At 42.3% G+C, this 22,761-nt stretch carries 22 protein-coding genes and 1 tRNA gene; 4 read left to right on the top strand and 19 right to left on the bottom strand.

The features are described 5' to 3' along the window. Positions 1-572: 572 nt before the first annotated feature. A complete protein-coding gene (locus tag N5852_RS05710) occupies positions 573-1,856 on the bottom strand; it encodes an O-acetylhomoserine aminocarboxypropyltransferase (RefSeq protein ID WP_262099449.1) in 1,284 nt (427 codons plus the stop codon). Positions 1,857-1,918: 62 nt separating this feature from the next. Then, entirely contained in the window at positions 1,919-2,344 is a 426-nt protein-coding gene (locus N5852_RS05705; protein WP_262099448.1) for a CoA-binding protein, read from the bottom strand. 346 nt (positions 2,345-2,690) lie between these two features. Between N5852_RS05705 and rplM the strand changes: the two genes are divergently transcribed. The 4 genes from rplM (at position 2,691) to N5852_RS05685 (ending at position 5,726) form a co-directional block, all read left to right on the top strand. Then, positions 2,691-3,155, top strand: a complete 465-nt coding sequence (rplM, locus tag N5852_RS05700; protein ID WP_182417094.1) for a 50S ribosomal protein L13 — start codon at positions 2,691-2,693, stop codon at positions 3,153-3,155. A gap of 2 nt (positions 3,156-3,157) precedes the next feature. Further along, positions 3,158-3,649: a 30S ribosomal protein S9 gene (gene rpsI / locus N5852_RS05695; protein ID WP_182417095.1), complete on the top strand. Its 492-nt coding sequence runs from the start codon at positions 3,158-3,160 to the stop codon at positions 3,647-3,649. Positions 3,650-3,788: 139 nt separating this feature from the next. After that, a complete protein-coding gene (locus N5852_RS05690) occupies positions 3,789-4,631 on the top strand; it encodes a P-loop NTPase fold protein (protein ID WP_262099447.1) in 843 nt (280 codons plus the stop codon). A gap of 36 nt (positions 4,632-4,667) precedes the next feature. After that, on the top strand, positions 4,668-5,726 hold the full coding sequence (locus N5852_RS05685; RefSeq protein ID WP_262099446.1) for a hypothetical protein: 1,059 nt from the start codon (positions 4,668-4,670) through the stop codon (positions 5,724-5,726). Between the two features lie 55 nt (positions 5,727-5,781). On the opposite strand, the gene N5852_RS05680 is transcribed toward N5852_RS05685, so the two are convergent. The 17 genes from N5852_RS05680 to N5852_RS05600 form a co-directional block, all read right to left on the bottom strand. After that, positions 5,782-6,585 carry a biotin--[acetyl-CoA-carboxylase] ligase gene (locus N5852_RS05680; RefSeq protein WP_262099444.1) on the bottom strand — a complete coding sequence of 268 codons (804 nt, stop codon included), beginning with the start codon at positions 6,583-6,585 and terminating at the stop codon, positions 5,782-5,784. A gap of 34 nt (positions 6,586-6,619) precedes the next feature. Continuing rightward, positions 6,620-8,113: an NADH-quinone oxidoreductase subunit NuoN gene (nuoN, locus tag N5852_RS05675; protein WP_262099443.1), complete on the bottom strand. Its 1,494-nt coding sequence runs from the start codon at positions 8,111-8,113 to the stop codon at positions 6,620-6,622. Between the two features lie 14 nt (positions 8,114-8,127). Beyond that, entirely contained in the window at positions 8,128-9,663 is a 1,536-nt protein-coding gene (locus N5852_RS05670) for an NADH-quinone oxidoreductase subunit M (RefSeq protein WP_262099442.1), read from the bottom strand. Continuing rightward, complete coding sequence (gene nuoL, locus N5852_RS05665) at positions 9,663-11,645, bottom strand: NADH-quinone oxidoreductase subunit L (protein WP_262099441.1); 1,983 nt, start codon at positions 11,643-11,645, stop codon at positions 9,663-9,665. The genes N5852_RS05670 and nuoL overlap by 1 nt, the downstream gene beginning before the upstream one ends. Positions 11,646-11,651: 6 nt before the next feature. Then, positions 11,652-11,960, bottom strand: coding sequence for an NADH-quinone oxidoreductase subunit NuoK (gene nuoK / locus N5852_RS05660; protein WP_182417241.1), 309 nt, complete (start codon positions 11,958-11,960; stop codon positions 11,652-11,654). A 13-nt stretch (positions 11,961-11,973) separates the two neighbouring features. Continuing rightward, positions 11,974-12,588, bottom strand: coding sequence for an NADH-quinone oxidoreductase subunit J (locus N5852_RS05655; protein ID WP_262099440.1), 615 nt, complete (start codon positions 12,586-12,588; stop codon positions 11,974-11,976). Between the two features lie 202 nt (positions 12,589-12,790). Continuing rightward, positions 12,791-13,282, bottom strand: coding sequence for an NADH-quinone oxidoreductase subunit NuoI (gene nuoI / locus N5852_RS05650; RefSeq protein WP_182417243.1), 492 nt, complete (start codon positions 13,280-13,282; stop codon positions 12,791-12,793). Positions 13,283-13,294: 12 nt separating this feature from the next. After that, positions 13,295-14,332 (bottom strand): NADH-quinone oxidoreductase subunit NuoH, encoded by a 1,038-nt coding sequence (gene nuoH, locus N5852_RS05645; protein ID WP_262099439.1) that lies wholly within the window; start codon positions 14,330-14,332, stop codon positions 13,295-13,297. A 27-nt stretch (positions 14,333-14,359) separates the two neighbouring features. Then, the gene (nuoG, locus tag N5852_RS05640; RefSeq protein WP_262099438.1) at positions 14,360-16,438 is read right to left on the bottom strand and encodes an NADH-quinone oxidoreductase subunit NuoG; all 2,079 of its coding nucleotides are present in this window, start codon (positions 16,436-16,438) and stop codon (positions 14,360-14,362) included. A 54-nt stretch (positions 16,439-16,492) separates the two neighbouring features. After that, on the bottom strand, positions 16,493-17,800 hold the full coding sequence (nuoF, locus tag N5852_RS05635; RefSeq protein WP_262099437.1) for an NADH-quinone oxidoreductase subunit NuoF: 1,308 nt from the start codon (positions 17,798-17,800) through the stop codon (positions 16,493-16,495). 64 nt (positions 17,801-17,864) lie between these two features. Continuing rightward, complete coding sequence (nuoE, locus tag N5852_RS05630) at positions 17,865-18,512, bottom strand: NADH-quinone oxidoreductase subunit NuoE (protein ID WP_262099436.1); 648 nt, start codon at positions 18,510-18,512, stop codon at positions 17,865-17,867. Next, the gene (locus N5852_RS05625; RefSeq protein WP_182417247.1) at positions 18,512-19,702 is read right to left on the bottom strand and encodes an NADH-quinone oxidoreductase subunit D; all 1,191 of its coding nucleotides are present in this window, start codon (positions 19,700-19,702) and stop codon (positions 18,512-18,514) included. Before N5852_RS05625 ends, nuoE begins: the two co-directional genes overlap by 1 nt. 2 nt (positions 19,703-19,704) lie before the next feature. Then, positions 19,705-20,151, bottom strand: coding sequence for a GFA family protein (locus N5852_RS05620; protein WP_182417248.1), 447 nt, complete (start codon positions 20,149-20,151; stop codon positions 19,705-19,707). Beyond that, entirely contained in the window at positions 20,148-20,759 is a 612-nt protein-coding gene (locus N5852_RS05615) for an NADH-quinone oxidoreductase subunit C (RefSeq protein WP_182417249.1), read from the bottom strand. The genes N5852_RS05620 and N5852_RS05615 overlap by 4 nt, the downstream gene beginning before the upstream one ends. A gap of 9 nt (positions 20,760-20,768) precedes the next feature. Continuing rightward, on the bottom strand, positions 20,769-21,347 hold the full coding sequence (locus N5852_RS05610) for a NuoB/complex I 20 kDa subunit family protein (RefSeq protein WP_182417250.1): 579 nt from the start codon (positions 21,345-21,347) through the stop codon (positions 20,769-20,771). Beyond that, on the bottom strand, positions 21,338-21,703 hold the full coding sequence (locus tag N5852_RS05605) for an NADH-quinone oxidoreductase subunit A (protein WP_182417251.1): 366 nt from the start codon (positions 21,701-21,703) through the stop codon (positions 21,338-21,340). The genes N5852_RS05610 and N5852_RS05605 overlap by 10 nt, the downstream gene beginning before the upstream one ends. An 832-nt stretch (positions 21,704-22,535) precedes the next feature. Then, positions 22,536-22,612, bottom strand: a tRNA-Asp gene (locus tag N5852_RS05600). Positions 22,613-22,761 lie beyond the last annotated feature (149 nt).

Here is a 22,761-nt window from a genome sequence, read left to right as displayed (position 1 = left end):
CAAGATGACGTAAATTAATTGATACAATGATCATTAAACTTTATGCCGCGATATTTCTGATTTTTCAATCTAATTTTGTAAATAGGTCAGCATTTCAGACCAATTTCAAAAAAATTTGAATATTTAATAAAAAAAGTTGGAACTTTATTCTGTCTCAAGCATTTTACATGCAACAAGACGAATGAAAAGAAAGACTGCAAATCGTTTGGTTGATGTTTTCAACGTTTACTAAACAAAAATATCATAAAAAAAGACTACCCCCCTTTTTTTTATGATTTACTGCACTAATTCTAAAAATGAAATCTTGGATAGCTCCTAAGCGATTATCCTTTGATACTTTTTAAGTCCCCCGCATAAAAAGTATCTTAGCCCATTAACTGGGCAAAACATACTGATCTTCCCCGTGCTCAGTATGTTTCAAGACAACTCCACTTAGATTTTCCCTCTTTATTGCCTAAGTGGAGTTGTCTCTTAATTATTTTTCCTCTCATCTTACTCCATAATTAAGCCTACCCCACCTTTATTTTGCAGTTTATATTGAGGGCAAAACTAACGCTAAATTTGAGCAAAAGCTAAATTTGAGCAAAAGATTGAGTTAAATCACCTAAAATATCGTCAATACCCTCAATACCGATCGACAGCCGGATAACATCTGGCCCTGCACCAGCTGCATGTTTTTGTTCGTCATTTAATTGACGATGCGTGGTTGATGCGGGGTGAATCACCAGTGAGCGCGTGTCACCAATATTAGCAAGGTGAGAAAACAGCTTTAAGCCAGCAACAAATTTTACACCTGCCTCATAGCCGCCCTTAATGCCGAAGGTAAAAACAGAACCCGCCCCTAGTGGCGCAATACGCTGTTGTAAAGCATAATAGGGACTATTCTTTAAACCAGCATAAGAAACCCATGAAACCTGTGGGTGATTTTGCAAATATTCAGCCACCGCCAAAGCATTATCGCAATGTCTTTGCATACGCAGTGAAAGAGTTTCAACCCCTGTTAGCAGCATAAAAGCATTAAATGGCGATATGGTTGGGCCAAAATCACGCATGCCAAGCACGCGCGCCGCCAATGCAAAAGCAGCTTTTCCAAATGCATCCGCAATGACAAGACCAGCATAATCGGGGCGCGGCTCTGTCAATTTATTAAATTTACCTGATTTATGCCAATCAAAATTACCGCCATCAATAATAACACCGCCCATAGAATTGCCATGACCGCCGATAAACTTAGTCAGCGAATGGATAACAATATTAGCACCATGTTCAATTGGCCGTAAAAGATAGGGGCTTGCCATAGTATTATCGACAATAAGTGGAATATTATGAGCCTCCGCCACCTTGGCAATTTCTGCAATATCAATGATAATGCCACCGGGATTGGCAAAACTCTCAATAAATATTGCTTTGGTACGCCCGTCGATTTGCGCCGCAAAACTCGCAGGGTCAGTACCATCTGCCCACCGCACCTGCCAATCAAAAGATTTAAATGCTTGGCCAAATTGATTGATCGAACCGCCATAGAGTTGACGGGCAGCAATAAAATTATCACCTGCCTCCATCAAAGTATGAAAGGTTAAAAATTCAGCGGCATGGCCGGTAGCCGTTGCAAGCGCTGCAACACCGCCTTCCAATGCTGCCATTCGTTCCTCGAGCACCGCTTGGGTGGGATTGGTTATGCGTGTATAAATATTGCCAGCCTCAGCCAAAGCAAATCGATTTGCCGCCTGATCGGCATCTTCAAAAACATAAGCAGTTGTTTGATAAATAGGCGTTACACGCGCACCTGTTGTCGGGTCGGGTGCAGCACCTGCATGAATTGCTAAGGTGTCAAAATGCTTTGCATTATCACTCATTATATATTCCCTTTTAATTCACAAACAACGAGAAAAACCTCGTCAATCAGTACCAAAATGTTTTAAGAAAATTTTTCTAACTCAATATGGGGGCAACGATCCATCACCACATTAATGCCCGCTTCAATCGCGCGTTTTGCTGAAATAATGTCGGCAATACCAAGCTGCATCCAGAAAAGATATGGTTTATGGGGCAAAGCCAAGACTTCATCCAAAATTGCAGGAATAGCATCAACATTGCGGAAAATATCAATCATATCGATTGGCTCATCAATATCTGCCAAACGAGCATAAACTTTTTGACCCCAAATTTCTTTGCCAGCCTGCCTCGGATTTACCGGAATGACCTTATAGCCGCGGCTTAACAAAAATTCCATTACCACAAAACTTGGTCGCGCCGCATTAGGGGACGCACCAAGCAATGCAATAGTTTTTACGCGGCTAAGAGCAGATAAAATCTCATCATCATCTAAAAGTAAATCGGCCATAAGACATCCTCCTTGATTCTTATGAAAACTATACCGCTTTTTTTGCCCGTTACACGCAAAATAGACCATGACTTTAGCCCCGAATAAGCAAAATCAAACCAAAATTAATATGGTATTATATTACCATAATTATAACATATTGATTTAATTATCTTAATTAATTTTTGCATAAATTAATTTTGCTTGCTTTTTAGGCTTTCACACTTTATTGACAAAGGCTGGATTGGGATATCACATCCCTCACCTTTTGTAGCATGTGATGCTGCAATATAAGCAACAAAAAAAGCCTGCCTCATTATGATTTATTATCATATTTGTGCATGGATCTATTTTAAGGAAAACTTCTATGGCAACCTTTTCACAAAAGCCAGCCGAAGTGGTAAAAAAGTGGGTTATTATTGACGCTGAAGGCCTCGTCCTTGGTCGTCTTGCCTCACTTGTTGCCAATCGTTTGCGCGGTAAACATAAGCCAACCTTTACGCCTCACGTTGACGATGGTGACAATGTCATTATCATTAATGCTGACAAGGTGGTTTTGACCGGTAAGAAATTTACTGACAAAGTTTACTATTGGCATACTGGCTATATTGGTGGCATTAAACAACGTACAGCTCGCCAAATTCTTGAAGGCCGTTTCCCTGAACGCGTCGTAGAAAAAGCCGTTGAGCGTATGGTTCCACGTGGCCCACTAGGCCGCCGCCAAATGAAAAACCTGCGCGTTTATGCAGGCACAAATCATCCCCATGAAGCTCAGCAGCCGGAAGCGCTCGATGTTGCAGCGCTAAACCGTAAGAATAAAAGGATTGCTTAATCATGGCCGAGCAAATCAATTCCCTATCTGATCTTGGTGCAGTTGCAGGCAATGTTGTTGCCGCTGCAGTTGAAAGCGCACCAGTTCACGTACAAAAGCTTGACAGCCTTGGCCGTGCCTATGCAACCGGCAAGCGTAAAGACGCTGTTGCCCGCGTATGGGTAAAGCCAGGTTCAGGCAAGATCATCGTAAACGGCAAAGAATTTGATAAGTATTTTGCCCGTCCTGTTCTTCAGATGGTTCTTCGTCAGCCAATCGTTGCAACAAACCGTGATGGTGAATTTGACATCATTGCAACCGTTGCTGGTGGTGGTCTTTCAGGCCAAGCTGGTGCAGTTCGTCATGGTATTTCCAAGGCGCTTACTTATTATGAACCAGCATTGCGCGCTATTCTTAAAAAGGGTGGCTTCCTTACCCGTGATAGCCGTGTTGTTGAACGTAAGAAATACGGTAAAGCTAAAGCTCGTCGTTCTTTCCAGTTCTCAAAGCGTTAATATTTCGCGTTATATTTTTTGGAAAAACCCCGCTTTATGCGGGGTTTTTTTATTGGGTTTTTTCCATTGCAAATTAAGTAAAATTATCCATTATAGATAATAACCAATCAAACTAAGCATTAAGCGCAAAGAGTTATCAATGGAAAACCAAGCCCATAACGCAGAAGTTGCCGCCTATATTAAAGATTATCTCAACAATAAAAACTTCGCGCAATTTGCCGTATTGTTAACTGGCAAATGGGGCAGCGGCAAAACCCATTTTATTTTAGATTTAAAAAAGCAGTATGACGCACTTTCCCCACATGAAAAACTTAACGAGAACAAAGAGTTTAATTGGATCTACGTTAGCCTTAACGGCATAGATACAGTCGAGGAAATTGAAAAACGTATATTTACGGTAGCTCACACTTGGCTTAACAATACAGCCGTAAAATTAGGAAAGAGCTTTTTGGGTAGCATTGTTGCTTCCCCGCAAATCTACGGCGTGGGCTTTGATACTAAAAAATTTGCGCAAGATTTAAAAAAATTATTGCCGAAAGTCAAAAACGCCGCTTTTATTTTTGATGATATTGAGCGTTGCCGCCTGCCCTTATCCAACCTTTTTGGCTACATTAATAATTTTATTGAGCATGATAAACTAAAAGTTATTTTAGTTGCCGATGAAGACAAGCTTAAAGAATATTACGCTAAGGAAATAGCTGCCCCACAACAAGATCGCAGCTTTTCAACCTATGAGCAAGTTAAAGAAAAACTTATTGGTCAAACTTTGGAAATAAAGCCAGATATTAAATGCGCTTTAGATATATTTATTGAAAAACTAAATAGCGAGGCGGTAAAAGAACTTATATCTGCAAATAAAAATACATTAACTGATATTTTCAAACAATCTCATACCAATAACTTAAGAAGCTTAAAATCAGCATTCTTCACCTTCGAGCGTTTACATAGCTTTTTAAGCAATATTGAAGTTGAAAGTAAATAAGAAAGCGAAATTTATTCAGCCCAATTAAGCGATATTTTGTTAAAGATCATTGCAATTACCTTAGAATATCGTGCTGGCCAAATTTTACAGCCATCAAAAATAATAATTCAAATGAGATCAACCACAGAGGACATTCATTCTGATTTTCTTAAAACCGATTTTGATCCCAAAATACTCGTTGAGGAATTTACAGTAAACGGCAAAAAACAAACGCCAATTACTTATTTTACCTTTTTAGAATATCGCTATTGCAATATACATTGGCACCAAACTGCAATTGAATATAGCAATATTGGTTTATTTATCGAAAAAGGTATATTGCCTCCTAAGAAATCATTGATTGAATCATTTAAGCAAGACTACCAATTACGTAAGCCCCACCAAGATGAAGAAGATATCTCCAATTTATGGATAAGATTATTTTACTGGAAATGGCAAGCCCCCAAAGTATTAGAGGATAATCTCCCTCCTTTATTAAATGCATTAGACAATCAAAAATTTAACGAAATGGGCGACATTTTACAAGTCATCGGCCGACTAACCATGTTGTCAGACTATGGCTACAATCCCTTACCGAACGAACAACAAATCGAAAACTATTTCAAAGAGTATCTAGATCTTTTAACTGTCCGTAATATTCCTGCAAATCTTGAAAAAATTATTAGAAAGAATGAGTCGTCATATAAGGGCTATGGTATCTTAGAAAAAATAGCCCCTAACTTGCGTAAGCTAGTTTATGAAAACACAATTGAACGAGCTATAAAAACGATAAAGAAAAATGGAAATCTTATTGAATTTATTAAAAAAGATAATTTTGCCGTATTAAGTCAAGAACAATATATGTCTGTGCCGCTTATGAATTTAATTAGCCCAACAGATTTTGCTAACTTAATAAATTTTACAGGAGAGATAAATTACGAGCCAATTACGGCTTTTAAAAACCGTTATCGCTCGGCAGACAACTTAAAAGAACAAGAAAAAGATTGGTTGGAACAATTAAAGGATGCGTGTTTAAAACAAATCAATAAAATGGATGCGCCCTATAAAAGCCAAAGGAAAGAATTGTTTGAACATGAATTTAAAGATTTGGAATGATGTATTAAACCTAGACAAGTCATTGCAATTAAAAGATCAATAAAAAATATAGTGCTTATTGTTTAGCAGAAAAAACCTGATTGCTAAAATGCACTTCACCGGCAGATATTGTTTTGCGCACGCCATTATCTTGATAAATAACCAATTGGCAATTTTCATCAATGGTTTCAAAAACCCCAGTGATTAATTCACCATTGACCATGATATTAACTCGCCCGCCAAGATTGGCGGCATGTTGCAGCCATTTATTGCGAATTGCGCTAAGGTTTTTGCCCTTATCCCATAATTTATAATTGGTTGCCCATGTATCTGATAGGCTTTCAAACCATTGTGCTGCATCAATATTATAGCCAATATTATGCAAGGCGGCAGTAGGGTAAGGCATATTATCGGGCGAGCTGACAATATTGCCACCAATACCAATAACGATTGCGTGACTTTGGTTCGGTAAAGTCACCAGCTCCAATAAAATACCAGATAATTTAGCATCGCCCACCAAAAGATCATTGGGCCATTTTAATTTGACAGGTTCACTGGAAATGCCAAAGCCTATTGAGCGCTTATGTTGTTCTAACGCTTCGATTAATGAGACGCCGGTTACAAAACCTAATGTTGCGGCATTATGCGGCGCAAAATCATCCACCAATAATAGTGAAACAAAAAAATTACCCTTGGGGCTGACCCATTGCCGGCCGCGTCGCCCACGCCCTGCTAGCTGCTCGTCTGCAACTATCCATAATTTTCCTTGGTCGCCGTTCTTTGCAAACTCAGTTGCTAGTTGATTGGTTGAGTCTAGAAGTTCATAAAATTCAACCCGATAACCAGCTTTTTTTGCTTGCGAAGAAAGGCGAACAACCATTTGAAACTTTACTTAATTTTTGTTTATTTAGTAATTATTGTGCCATGAAAAGAGATTGTGCGGCTGTTGCTGCCCATGGTGTAATCCATACAGCAAAGAACACATAGAACAATCCAAATACACCGCTCAAGAACAATACAATGCGCAATTCACTTGGCAAAGCTAAGAAGCCGCCCTTGGATTCATCAAACCACATAACTTTGATAAGGCGCAAGTAGTAAAAAGCACCGACCACAGATGCCATCATACCAATCACAGCGAGTGGCACCAAGCCAGCACCAACGGCGGCTGAGAATGTGTACCATTTACCAAAGAACCCAGCCAAAGGCGGAATGCTGGCAAGTGAGAACATATGCATGGTCATAATTGCTGCCATAAAAGGATTGCTCCAAGCAAGGCCAGCAAGATCACTAATTTCTTCAACATTACCATCGCGATTACGCATAGCAAGAATAAAGGCGAATGCACCAAGCGTCGTAACAAGGTAAATCGTCATATAAATGATGATACTTTGTACACCAGCTGTAGCAATTTCCAAAGACCCTGCTCCAGCAGCGGCAGAAAGACCAACAAGCGCGTAGCCCATATGGGTAATGGATGAATAAGCCATTAGGCGCTTAATGTTCTTTTGGCCAATACCAGCAAAAGCACCAAGGATCATCGACGCAATCGCAATGAACACAAGAATTTGCTGCGCTGCAGGCATAATAGTTGATTGTGCACCAATATGGTCTGGGCTAAAGCCCATAACCACAATACGACCGATAAGCGCAATAGCTGCAACTTTTGGGGCACCAGCAAAAAAGGCAGTCACGGGTGTTGGTGAACCTTCATAAACATCGGGCGTCCACATATGGAATGGAACGGCAGAAATTTTGAATGCAAGACCTGCAAGCACAAAGACCATACCAAAGATAAGGCCAAGTGGCGGATTACCACCTGTGAAGCTTTGGGCAATTTCCACAAAACCAATATGGCCAGTATAGCCATAAACCAGTGAAATACCGTAAAGCAACATGCCTGAAGACAAAGCGCCCAAAACGAAATATTTAAGGCCAGCTTCAGATGAGCGAGCATTATCACGGTTAAAGGCGGCTAGCACATAAAGGGCAAGGGATTGCAATTCCAAGCCCATATAAAGTGATAGCATATTGCCAGCTGAAATCATGAGCATCATGCCAACAGTTGAAAGCAAGGCGATGATTGGAAATTCAAACTTATCAAAACCGTAATTTTTGGCATAGCCAACCGACATGACCAGTGCGACAAGGGCACCAATCACGGTTAGAACTTTCATGTAACGGCTATAGCTATCCATAATCAAGGCATCGCCAAACACATTACCATAGGGCGGAAATACCACTAATAGTACAAGAGCCGCAGCCAAAACAACAACCGCAAGCGTGGTTATCATTGTATAAGATTGCTGTTTTGAATATACGCCCACCATGAGCAACACAAGAGCACCCACTGCGATCACTAGCTCTGGAAGCATGAGCGTCAATTGAGCCATCAAATCAATCTGCATCAGATTTGCCTCTTCTATTGCATCAATGTTGCACTTGAAGCGATTGCCTGCAGTGCATCATTATAATTGGTAATAAGATTGTTTACGGCACCTGAAATAACATTCAAGATACCCATCGGATAAACACCGAAGAAAATAGTCAAAACAACCATTGGGTAGAGAAGGAATTTTTCCCGTGGCGATAAGTCTAGCAAAGCCTTCAAGCTTTCTTTCTCCAGCGGGCCAAAAATGACACGGCGGTAAAGATAAAGCGCATAAGCAGCCGAGAGAATAACCCCAGAGGTTGCAAAAACTGCCAGCCAAGTATTGACTTGGAAAAGCCCAATCAGTGTCAAGAACTCACCAATAAAGCCCGAGGTACCCGGTAAGCCGACATTGGCCATGGTGAAGATCAAGAATACGGTTGCATATTTCGGCATATTATTGACAAGACCGCCAAATGCCGCAATCTCGCGAGTATGGAGGCGGTCATAGATAACCCCCACACAAAGGAAGAGTGCGCCTGATACGAAACCATGCGAAATCATTTGATAAATCGCACCTTCAACACCTTGGGCGTTGGCGGAGAAAATACCCATTGTCACATAACCCATATGGGCAATTGATGAATAAGCAATGAGCTTTTTCATGTCCTCTTGCACAAGAGCAACGAGTGAGGTGTAAATAATAGCGATAACGGACAAGGCAAAGACGAAATCTGCAAATTGTTCTGATGCAATAGGGAACATAGGGAGCGAGAAACGCAAGAACCCATAGCCACCAAGCTTCAACAAAATACCTGCAAGAATAACCGAGCCTGCCGTTGGTGCTTCAACGTGTGCATCTGGCAACCAAGTATGGACTGGCCACATTGGCATTTTAACTGCGAAGGACGCAAAGAAAGCAAGCCATAACCACGTCTGCATGGAAGCAGGGAAATGATGATTGTTTAACAATTCAACAATATCAAGTGTACCAGCATTCCAATACATTGCCATTAACGCGACAAGCATGAGAAGCGAACCAAGCAAGGTATAAAGGAAGAATTTTATACTTGCATAAACACGGCGCTGACCACCCCATACGCCAATGATGATAAACATTGGAATAAGGCTGCCTTCAAAGAAGATGTAGAATAGCACACCATCAAGCGCACAAAATACACCAATGACCATTGTTTCTAAAATAAGAAACATAATCATATATTGCTTTACGCGCTTTTGAACTGTTTCCCAACTCGCAAGAATACAAAATGGCATAAGAAATGCGGTAAGCACAACAAATAAGATGGAAATACCATCGACACCCATATGGTAGCTAATTGCTGGTTTACCTTCAGAATTGGTAAGCCAAACAAGTTTTTCAACCATTTGGAAGCCAGTATTGCTACGATCAAAACCTGCCCAAACGACAAGCGAAAGTACAAATACAAAGATAGTGGTTAATAGCGTAACATTACGAATATTACGCTTGGCTGCCTCGCCATCCTCTTTAATCAAGAGGATAAGCAATGCGCCCAGTAACGGTAGGAATGTAACCGTTGAAAGAATTGGCCAATAATGCTCACTCATCAGTTTACACTCCAAAATGTTCCAAACATCATCCAAGTGATGAGGGCTGCAACACCGATAAGCATCGCAAATGCATAATGATAGAGATAGCCGGTTTGCATACGTACAGCGACCTTATTGGTAATAGTAAGAACAAGACTGGCAAGACCATTTGGCCCTAGTCCGTCAATTATTTTTCCGTCAACGACCTTCCAGAAGAAACGGCCAATGGCAAAGGTGGGACGAACGAAAATAGCGTCATATAATTCGTCAATATACCATTTATTGAGCAGAAATTTGTAAAGGCGTGGCATTGCTGTTGCAAGTGCCTTTGGAACGGCTGGCGAAATGATATAGAACCAAAAAGCAAGAACGAAACCAAGAGCCATAACAATAAAGGGCGACCATTTTACCCAAACTGGCACGCCGTGAGCTTCATGCATCACATGGTTATGCTCGGAAGTAAATAATGCACCTTTCCAAAAAGCGTCATAATGATCGCCAAAGAAATAAGGCATAAAGATAAAGCCAGCAAGCAAAGCGCCAACCGCCAAAACAAATAATGGCGCTAACATAACAGGCCCAGATTCATGCACATGATGCATAACATCAGCCGTTGCGCGTGGTTTGCCGTGGAAGGTAAGGAAAATCAAACGCCATGAATAGAAACTGGTCATAAAGGCGGCAATGACAAGAAGCCAGAAACCATAGCCTGATGCAGCATTATGGGCAGCATAAGCCGATTCAATAATTGCATCCTTGGAGAAGAAACCAGCAGTACCGATAACCGTTCCTGGAATACCAACGCCAGTCAAAGCGATTGTACCGATAATCATCATCCAATAAGTGGTTGGAATATATTTACGTAAGCCACCCATATGACGCATATCTTGTTCATCAGACACAGCATGGATCACCGAACCGGCGCCAAGGAACAATAATGCCTTGAAGAAAGCGTGGGTGAACAAATGGAATACTGCCGCGCCATAAGCGCCAACACCAAGAGCCACAAACATATAACCAAGCTGCGAACAAGTTGAATAAGCAATAACGCGCTTAATATCATTTTGCACAAGGCCAACAGTCGCCGCAAAAAATGCAGTTGTCGCACCAATAAAGGTAATGACTGTCAAGGCTGTAGGCGAAAGTTCAAAGATTGGCGACATACGTGCAACCATGAACACACCAGCCGTCACCATGGTAGCCGCATGGATAAGAGCAGAAACTGGAGTTGGGCCTTCCATCGCATCAGGCAACCAAGTATGCAACAAAAACTGCGCTGATTTACCCATTGCACCAATGAATAACAATAAGCAGGTGATCGTCAATGCATTAGTGCGGTCAACTTCCCAGCTTAAGAAGGTGAAAGTATTAGCATAGTCGCCACTTCCCGCACGGGCAAAAATATCTTCAAACCCAACAACACCGAAAATCACAAAAATGCTAAACATGCCGAGTAGGAAACCAAAGTCACCAACGCGGTTCACCACGAAAGCTTTCATAGCTGCTTTGCTAGCTGAAGGTTTTTGATACCAAAAGCCAATAAGCAAATAAGAAGCAAGACCAACGCCTTCCCAACCAAAAAACATTTGGACGAGATTGTCAGACGTGATCAACATCAACATCATAAAGGTGAAAAGCGAAAGATAAGCAAAAAAGCGGGGACGGCTAGGATCATGGTGCATGTAACCGATTGAATAGATATGCACGAGCGCCGATACGGTATTAACAACAACCAACATAATTGCGGTTAGAGTATCAACCCGAAAAGCCCAATCAAAGTCCAATGTACCTGATAAAATCCAGCTAAGCACCTCCACATGCTGAGTTTCACCATTTGCATTCATTGCAATTGTAATAAATGCAACCCAAGACAATATGGCAACAACAACCATTAAGCTACAGGTGACTAATTCACTTGCACGCGCACCGATGCTATTGCCAAAAAGACCAGCAATGAGAAAACCAATTAGTGGAAGGAAGACGATTGCGTCAAATAACATGATGCGTCAACCTTTCATCATATTGACATCTTCCACCGCGATAGAACCGCGATTACGGAAGAATACAACAAGTATGGCAAGACCAATTGCTGTTTCTGCAGCAGCAACTGTTAGCACGAAAAGTGCAAAGACTTGGCCTACCAAATCATTTAAAACAGCAGAGAATGCTACGAAATTTAAATTAGCCGAGAGCAAAATAAGCTCTACCGACATTAAAATAATAATAACATTCTTACGATTTAGAAAAATACCGAAAACGCCAATCGTGAACAAGATCGCCGAAACGGTCAGATAGTGAGCAATTTCTATATGCATTTTTTTCTTCCCGTTAAATACCTTTATTGGATTCGACTTTTTTAATCTCAATGGCAGTTTCAGGTGTACGTGCAACTTGGGCAGCAATTGATTGGCGCTTAACATTAGGGCGGTGACGCAATGTCAAAACAATTGCCCCAATCATAGCAACCAAAAGCACCAAACCGGCTAATTGGAAATACAATACATAATCAGTATAAAGTATTTCACCAAGCGCTTGAGTATTGGTTTTAGCAACATCACTTGCTGCTTTTGCAGCAATGGCAACATCTGGAATGATCGAGTTGGAAGTAAAAACAACCACAAGCTCAATAAGTAAAATAACACCGACAAGCGCACCAATTGGCGCATATTGCAATGCACCGCGCTTTAATTCGGCAAAGTCCACATCAAGCATCATGACCACAAACAAGAACAATACCGCAACCGCACCGACATAAACCACAAGCAAGATCATGGCCAAAAATTCAGCGCCGGTGAGCAAAAATAATGCTGCGGCATTGAAAAAAGCCAAAATGAGGAAAAGAACCGAATGAACGGGGTTACGTGCCGCCACCACCATTACGGCACTTGCGATCAAAATGAACGAGAACAGATAAAAAAACGCAACCACAGGACCAGTTAGCATGGGGTTCCCCAAGATAATTCAACGCAGTGACGTGGAATGAAAGCGCCACGTCTTCGCCTGAAAGAAGCTCAATTAAAGCTTCCGATGACAAGAGGGTCAAACTTTTGCCCCTCGAAAAACTGCCTAAACAGCCTTAAATAAAACCCCATAACCACATATAAAACAAATAGTTACAATGCGATATTAAGGTTATACTAAAATATTAACGATACGGTGCATCAAGCGCAATATTGCGAGCAATTTCGCGCTCCCAACGATCACCATTAGCGAGCAACTTTTCCTTATCATAATAAAGCTCTTCGCGGGTTTCAGTCGCAAATTCAAAATTTGGTCCCTCAACAATCGCTTCAACTGGGCATGCCTCTTGGCAAAAACCACAATAAATGCACTTTACCATGTCAATATCGTAACGCACTGTACGCCTTGTACCATCATTACGGCGTGGGCCAGCTTCAATGGTAATAGCTTGTGCAGGACAAATAGCTTCACATAATTTACAAGCAATGCAGCGTTCTTCACCATTTGGATAACGGCGAAGCGCATGTTCACCACGAAAACGTGGTGAAATACGACCTTTTTCATAAGGATAATTGATGGTTGGCTTTGGTGCTACAAATTGCTTGCAGGCAAGAAAAAAGGCACTTACCAATTCAAGTAGCAATAAAGATTTAGCAGCTTGGAAAAGACTTGACATTATCTTAAACTCCTATGCCAGACCAGTAATTTTTAAGAATGCAGCCGTAAGCACGACCATTGCAAGTGAAATAGGCAAGAAGACTTTCCAACCAAGACGCATGAGCTGATCATAACGATAACGTGGAACGAAAGCTTTAACCATCGCAATCATAAAGAATACAGCGCAAACTTTGAACAAGAACCAGAACACACCCGGTATCCAATTGAGCCACCAAACATCAAGCGGCGGCAACCAACCACCCAAGAATAAAATCGTGGTCAAGGCGCACATCAAAACAATCGCAACATATTCGCCAAGCATGTAAAGAAGATATGGGCCTGAAGAATATTCAACCATGTGACCAGCCACAAGTTCAGATTCTGCTTCAACCAAATCAAAAGGTGGGCGGTTTGTTTCAGCAAGTGCTGAAATAAAGAAAATCACGAACATTGGGAAAAGGCCTAGCCAATGCCAATCAAGGAATGATGCAAATGGCAAACCAGCCATAGTGCCGATACCATCTTTTTGTGCAAGCACAATTTGAGTAAGATCGAGCGAACCTACGCAAAGTAGCACCGTCACAATCACAAAACCAATGGACACTTCGTAAGATACCATTTGCGCCGCAGAGCGCAATGCACCAAGAAATGGATATTTGGAGTTTGATGCCCAGCCGCCCATAATTACGCCATAAACTTCTAACGACGAAATAGCGAATACATAAAGCATGCCGACATTAATATTAGCAACTGCCCAACCTTCGTTAACCGGAATAACCGCCCAACCACAAAGGGCAAGGCCTGCCGAAATGAATGGAGCAAGAAGGAAAATACCTTTATTTGCACCAGCTGGAATGACAGGTTCTTTAACAATAAACTTAATCAAATCCGCAAAAGATTGGAAAAGACCAAATGGACCAACAACATTGGGACCGCGACGCAATTGAACCGCTGCCCAAATCTTACGATCTGCTAAAAGCAAGAATGCAATGATAACCAACAGTGCTACAATAAATAATAGCGACTGCCCGATTGGCAACAATATCTGCATCAAGAAGAAATCTAACATTTTATATCACTCTTCCTCTTGTAACCATTATTCTGCTGCTTGCGGAATGCGACCGCTTGCAAGCGCCGAACACTCAGCCATAATGGCAGATGAGCGTGCGATCGGATTGGTAAGATAGAAATCTTGTATAGGTAAAACGAATTTTGCTGAACCAAGGGTTTTAAAGCCATTCGCCAAAGTGGTAATATCTTTAACGTCACCCACCAAAACATCATCAATGGCGGCAAAGTGTGGATACTCACTATAAAGCTTACGTCTTAAAGCACCAAGTGAGTCATAAGGCAAACGCACACCCAAAACATCAGACAATGCGCGTAAAATTGCCCAATCTTCTTTTGCTTCACCAGGAGCAAAAGTTGCACGATTGGTCATCTGCACGCGGCCTTCAGTATTTACAAAAATACCTGATTTTTCAGTGTAAGCTGCACCGGGCAAAATAATATCTGCATTATGTGCGCCATTATCACCATGACTACCAATATAAATTGTGAAGCCCTTTTTAGCATTCAAATCAATTTCATCAGCACCAAGCAAGAATAACACTTCGCTATCGCTTACAACATCTTTCGCGCTTGCATTATCTTCGGCAACAAAACCAAGATCAAGTCCGCCCACGCGTGAAGCTGCCGTATGGAGGACATTAAAGCCATTCCACTCGTCATTAACCGCACCAATAATTGTAGCAAGCTTTGCAGCTGCCTTAGCAATATTAGCACCATTTTCGCCGCTAAGCGCACCCTGACCTATAATAATCATAGGTTTTTGAGCAGTTTTCAATTTTTCAAGGAATGACAGCTTGCCATCAATAAGTTGACTGAGTGTTTCTTCCCCTGCCCCAAGATATTCGAAAGGATAGCGCATTTCACCGCGCTCACCAATCACAGCAATTGGATAATCGCTTTTTCTTTGGCGTTTACGAATACGGGCATTAAGAACCGATGCTTCAAAACGTGGATTACTACCAATGATAATCAATGCATCGGACTGCTCAATACCGGCAATCGTTGTATTGAAAATATAGCTAGCGCGACCCGCTTTTGGATCATGAGCAGCGCCATCTTGGCGGCAATCATAATGGGTGGAACCAAGCGCATTAAGCAATGATTTTAGTGCATAGATTTCTTCAACTGTCGCAAGATCACCAGCAATAGCACCAATTTTTGTGGCATTTGCCTTATCAATCGCAACTTTAATCGCCGCAAAAGCTTCTTGCCAACTTGCTGACATTAACCGACCTTGGCTATTGCGAATATAAGGGCGATCAAGACGCTGGGTTTTTAAACCATCCCAGATGAAACGGCTCTTATCTGAAATCCATTCTTCATTAATAGCTTCATTAACCCGTGGCATAATACGCATAACTTCGCGGCCACGCGAGTCAACACGGATAGCCGAACCAACTGCATCCATAACGTCAATTGTTTCAGTTTTGCTAAGTTCCCAAGGGCGTGCATTGAAAGCATATGGGCGTGATGTCAAAGCACCAACAGGACAAAGATCAATAACATTGCCCTGAAGCTCTGATGTCATTGCCTTTTCAAGATAGGTGGTGATTTCAGCGTCTTCGCCGCGACCAATAAGCCCCAGCTCAGAAATACCAGCAACTTCGGTGGTAAAGCGCACACAGCGTGTGCAGTGAATGCAACGTGTCATCACTGTTTTTACCAACGGCCCAATATATTTATCTTCTACCGCACGCTTATCTTCTTGATAACGTGAAAAATCACGACCATAAGCCATTGCTTGATCTTGCAAATCGCACTCGCCACCTTGATCGCAAATGGGACAATCAAGCGGGTGGTTGATAAGAAGAAATTCCATGACGTTTTCACGCGCGCGCTTTACCATAGGTGTTTTTGTAAAGATCTGCGGTGGCTCACCATTAGGACCAGGGCGCAAGTCTTTTACGCCCATTGCACAGGAAGCCTGTGGCTTAGGTGGCCCACCTTTTACTTCAACCAAACACATGCGGCAATTGCCGGCGATAGACAAACGCTCGTGAAAACAAAAGCGGGGCACCTCGGCTCCGGCCTCTTCCGCTGCTTGTAGCAACGTATAGTGATCGGGAACCTCGATCTCCTTGTCGTCAACTATGATCTTTGCCATCGTTTTTCCAAACCGGCGGTCTCGCCGCCTATCCTAGAAATTAAACCAAAAAACCTATTCAGCAGCTTCAAGCGCAATATTACGGCTTTGCACTGCATTATGGGTATATTCATCAATCCGCTTTTCAATTTCAGGGCGGAAATTACGAATAAGCCCCTGAATAGGCCAAGCAGCAGCATCGCCGAGCGCACAAATCGTATGCCCTTCAACCTGCTTAGACACATCAAATAAAAGGTCTATCTCGCGCTTTTGCGCGCGCCCCTCAACCATGCGCCCCAAAAGACGCATCATCCAACCAGTACCTTCACGGCATGGTGTACATTGGCCACAGCTTTCATGCTTAAAAAATGCTGCAATACGCCAAATAGCTTTAATAATATCGGTCGATTTATCCATAACAATCGCACCGCCAGTACCAAAAGAAGATTTAACTTCCCTTAAACCATCAAAATCCATGATCACATCGATCATGTCTTCGCCGCGAACGACAGGACAAGATGCGCCGCCTGGAATAACGCCTAAGAAATTATCCCAGCCACCACGAATACCACCGGCATGTTTTTCAATAAGCTCACGGAAAGTAATGCCTAATGCTTCTTCAACGGTGCAAGGTGTATTTACATGACCGGAAATCATGAATAATTTGGTGCCCACATTATTAGGGCGACCAATAGCTGCAAACCATTCTGCACCACGACGCAAAATAGTTGGCGCAACCGCAATGGATTCAACATTATTAACGGTTGTAGGGCAACCATAAATACCCATATTAGCTGGAAATGGTGGCTTCAAACGAGGCTGACCTTTTTTACCCTCCAAGCTTTCAAGCAGCGCAGTTTCTTCACCACAAATATAAGCACCAGCACCATGATGCACAATAATATCGCAAGGATGACCATGTTTTGGATTTTTACCCAAAAGTCCGGCATCATAGCATTCATCAATAGCCGCTTGCAGCGCTTCACGTTCGCGAATATATTCGCCGCGTACATAAATAAAAGCAGTATGAGCGCCCATTGCAAAAGTTGCGATAACACAGCCTTCAATCAAAGTATGGGGATCGTGACGCAAGATCTCTCTATCTTTACACGTACCAGGTTCGGACTCATCGGCATTGACAACCAAATAATGAGGACGACCATCACTGACCTTTGGCATGAAAGACCATTTCATGCCAGTCGGGAAACCCGCACCGCCACGGCCACGCAAACCAGATGCTTTCATCTCATTGATGATCCAGTCACGGCCTTTTTCGATAATGCCTTTGGTGCCGTCCCAACAGCCGCGAGACATAGCACCTTTAAGAGATGTGTCTTTTAATCCGTAAATATTGGTGAATATGCGATCCTTATCAGCTAGCATGTCTCACCTATTCCTTTCCGTCCGTAACCATCGGCTTTTAAAGCAATCTCACTCATTAACATATCTACTCTTTAGGCTTTACAGCTTGAGCTTTTACCTGATCACCATCAAGCAATGACGTTAATCCTGTGATTGGTTCTGATGACTTGCGTGAATTTTGCGGCCCAACAGGGACTGACGCACCTTCACCACGCTCGAAAGCATCAATAATTTCTTCTAAACGCTCTGGTGTTAGGTCTTCATACGTATCTTTGAAAATCATCACCATTGGTGCATTAACGCAAGCGCCCAAACATTCGACTTCTTCCCATGAAAGCGTGCCGTCCGCATTGGTTTCAAATGCCTGTTCGTTGATCTTATTCTTGCAAAGTTTGATCAATTCACCTGAACCGCGAAGCATGCAAGGAGTTGTACCACATATTTGCACATGGGCTTTAGTACCCACTGGCTTCAACTGGAACTGCGTATAAAATGTTGCTACTTCCAAAACACGAATATAAGCCATACCGAGCAAATCAGCGATATACTCAATTGACGCGCGTGTGACCCAACCATCCTGCTCTTGCGCACGCATGAGCAAAGGAATAACCGCCGATTGCTGGCGACCTTCTGGATATTTAGCAATGGTTTTTTCAGCCCATGCCATATTTTCAGCATTAAAAGCAAATGTATCGGGCTGTACAGATTCATCAGCGAGACGGCGAACAGACATTAGCGATCAACTTCTCCAAAAACAATATCAAGGGAACCAAGGATAGCAGCAACGTCTGCAAGCATGTGACCCTTACATAAGAAATCCATTGCCTGTAGATGTGCATAACCCGGCGCACGTAATTTAACACGATATGGCTTATTGGTACCATCTGCTACGAGATAGACACCAAATTCGCCTTTTGGCGCTTCCACGGCTGCATAAACTTCACCCGCAGGAACGTGAAAACCTTCAGTAAAGAGTTTGAAGTGATGAATAAGCGCTTCCATTGAACGCTTCATATCACCGCGTTTTGGCGGGGTAATTTTTTGATCAACACTTGAAACAGGCCCAGTCTTTTCTGAACTTAACAAACGCTCAACACATTGGCGAATGATACGGACTGACTGGCGCATTTCTTCCATGCGGACAAGATAACGATCATAACAATCGCCATTTTTACCGACTGGAATATCAAATTCCATTTCTTCATAGCACTCATAAGGCTGGCTTTTGCGCAAATCCCAAGCAGCGCCTGAACCGCGCACCATAACACCAGAAAAACCGTAAGCCCATGCATCTTCAAGCGAAACAGTTGCAATATCAACGTTACGTTGTTTGAAAATACGATTAGGTGTAATCAGCGCATCCAAATTACCAAGCGCTTCAAGAAACGGATCAAGAAATGCGCCAATATCTTCAACCAATTGCTCTGGCAAATCTTGATGAACACCACCTGGACGGAAATAATTAGCGTGAAGACGAGCACCACAAGCGCGCTCATAAAATACCATCATTTTTTCGCGCTGCACAAAGCCCCAAAGTGGTGGCGTTAAAGCACCAACGTCCATGGCTTGCGTGGTAACATTAAGAAGATGGTTCAAAATACGACCAATTTCGGAAAAAAGCACACGAATGAGCTGGCCACGCTTTGGCACCTCAACTTTGAGCATTTTTTCAATGGCGAGCACATAGGCATGCTCTTGATTCATTGGCGCAACATAGTCCAAACGATCAAGATAGGGACCTGCTTGCAAATAGGTCTTAGTTTCCATCAATTTTTCTGTACCGCGATGCAGAAGCCCAATATGCGGATCAACCCGCTCTACCACTTCACCATCAAGCTCCAATACCAAGCGCAACACGCCGTGTGCTGCTGGATGCTGCGGACCAAAATTGATATTAAAATTACGGACATTGACCTCAGCCACGATCAAATCCCTCCGTTTGAAAAGAGCGCCTCAATGTCCTTACCGGTCATCTTACGCGTTTCATTTGCAAATTCATAAAAATGCGGTTTTTCGTCGTAATAAATTTCACTTTTCAATTCAAAACCACTTTGATCGTCGAATGCAGCAGCACTTAAATAGACCATTGATCCATCACGCATACGCCAACCAAGCGAACTTCCACATGATGAACAAAACAGCCGCTCGCCCCAAGAAGACGATGGATAAACTGAAAATTCAACATTACCCAGCACTTCAATCGCCGGATCAACCGCTAGGGACATAAAAACGCCACCAGACATTTTCTGGCACATATGACAATGGCATATGCCGACATCTATACCAGATAGCTTTGCCTTAAAATGCACATCACCACAAAGACATTTACCCTCGCGAATGAAAGTGCTTTCTTCTGGCTGACCTAGATTCATTTGCGCTCTCCTGCTTTTTCATCACCAGGCAGAACATAATCTGTACCTTCCCAAGGTGATAAAAAGTCAAAGCTGCGCATTTCTTGACGAAGAACAACAGGCTCATAAACTACCCGCTTTACTTCATTATCATAGCGACATTCCACAAAACCAGTAGTTGGAAAATCTTTACGCAATGGGTGCCCTTCAAAACCATAATCGGTCAAGATACGGCGCAAATCTGGATGATCTGAGAACAAAACGCCATACATATCGTAAACTTCACGCTCATACCAATCAGCACCTGGATAGACACTGAAAGCTGATGGCACGTCTTCATCTTCACTGACCTGCACCTTAACGCGAATGCGCAAATTCTGACGTGGTGACAAAAGATGATAGGATACATCAAAGCGCTTTTCACGCGATGGAAAATCAACGCCACTAACATCAATAATACAGATGAATTGACACTGCACATCATCACGCAAGAACGTCAATACACCAAGCAGCTCGGCAGGATCAACCAAAAGATTTAACTCACCATAAGCAATCTCTTGGCTCAACACTTTAGAACCTATACGCTCAGCAAGATAACTATTAAGATCTTCAATTGCTTCAGAAGCCATAATACTCTCCTAGCGCTCGATCGAACCGGTACGGCGTATCTTCTTCTGCAATAAAAGCACACCATAAAGCAGCGCTTCAGCAGTAGGAGGACAACCAGGAACATAAATATCTACAGGAACAATACGATCACAACCACGCACAACCGAATAGGAATAATGGTAGTAACCACCACCATTTGCACATGAACCCATTGAAATCACATAACGCGGCTCAGGCATCTGATCATAGACCTTGCGCAATGCGGGAGCCATTTTATTGGTAAGCGTACCTGCAACCATCATAACATCTGATTGGCGCGGTGAAGCGCGCGGAGCATAACCAAAACGCTCATTATCATAATGCGGCATTGAACAATGCATCATCTCAACCGCACAACAAGCAAGACCAAAGGTCATCCACATCAATGAACCGGTACGCGCCCAAGTAACGAGCGCATCTGTTGATGTAACCAAGAAACCCTTATCAGAAAGCTCGGCATTAATATCTTGGAAGAACTTGTCGTCAGCACCAATAAGCTTGCCAGTATTAGGATCAATAATTCCTTTAGGCTGCGGCGCGACCAAAGTCTTGTTTCCGGTCAATTCCATTCCAGAGCCCCTTTCTTCCATTCATAGATAAAGCCTACAGTCAAAACACCTAGAAACAGCATCATTGACCAAAACCCGAACATCCCAATATCGCGGAAAGCAACCGCCCACGGGAAAAGAAAAGCCACTTCAAGATCGAAAATAATGAATAGAATTGAAACAAGATAAAAACGAATATCAAATTTCATGCGCGCATCATCAAACGAGTTGAAGCCACATTCATAAGCAGATAATTTTTCTGGATCGGGCGAACGATAAGCCACAATATAGGGCATAATCAACAAAGCACCTGCAATTACCAATGATACTATTATAAATATCAATACAGGCAGGTAATTCATTAGAATATCAGGCATATCCTTTAACACCTTTTCAAACGAGGCAACGCCATTAAACACCTTGCATTAACAAAACAGCTCAGTGCACCAAAGAATCTCTTTAGACATTTTCCTCGCCCAAACAGCTTCAAGGGCATGCTGCGCGAAATTTGTCGCAAGGGTTAACGCAGAGTACACAAACAAGCAATAGTTTTATCGCAAAAAAGATATTTTATGCGACATTTCTCTCACTGTTAACAGCTAGAACAGAATTATCAAAACACCCTGCCCTACAACTCCACTTTTCCCTAACACCATAGAATTTACGGCATTTTTGCTTTACTGCCTTACAATATGGCCCTTCATTTCAAAGATACAAGACACCAATCTTCACTTTATCGAGAAGCGACCATATTTTTGCCAAAACTAACATACACGCGCAAAAACCTTGTTGCCACCATAGAATCATTCTAACAGAAGCTCAACTCAATTTATTGTTTTTAATGATAGCGCAGTTTAGGCTGAAGCCATTTTACTCATTTTGAATTGCCGCCACCAACGAATTGGCAATTACCCCAATGCAACAACCCCAATGAAATGAATTGATATCTTTAAATTACCCTTAAATGCGATGAGCGTCTACAACACTTTAACAAGTTCGTACTTCAATCAAGATCGCACTTTGATTTCATGCAAATGAAAAGCATTCCACCGCCACACAATTACCGGCAAGCATTCACCAGTACACCAAAAGCCCAATTCAATTAAAGATATAAGTCAAATCAAAGCAATTAACTAGACATCTGCTAGACTAAATATTGCAGAATATATAATAAGGGAAATAAAAAGCGCCACTAAACTAAAAGTTTAGTGGCGCGAGTGACGGGACTCGAACCCGCGACCTCCGGCGTGACAGGCCGGCACTCTAACCAACTGAGCTACACCCGCGCATTTGACAAGACATTTAGTTATTGAATTTTCTAACTACTGAATTTTCAATCACCATTTCGTCTGGCGTGAGCGGTGTCTAAGATGTTCGAACAAAGAAGTCAAGCACTATAATTAAAATAAGTTCAATTTAACCAATTTTTATGGCA

The organism is Bartonella sp. HY328 (assembly GCF_025449335.1).
Classification (GTDB): domain Bacteria; phylum Pseudomonadota; class Alphaproteobacteria; order Rhizobiales; family Rhizobiaceae; genus HY038.
The sequence above is the reverse complement of the archived record's forward strand: the minus strand, read 5'-3'. Positions and strand labels throughout refer to the sequence as shown.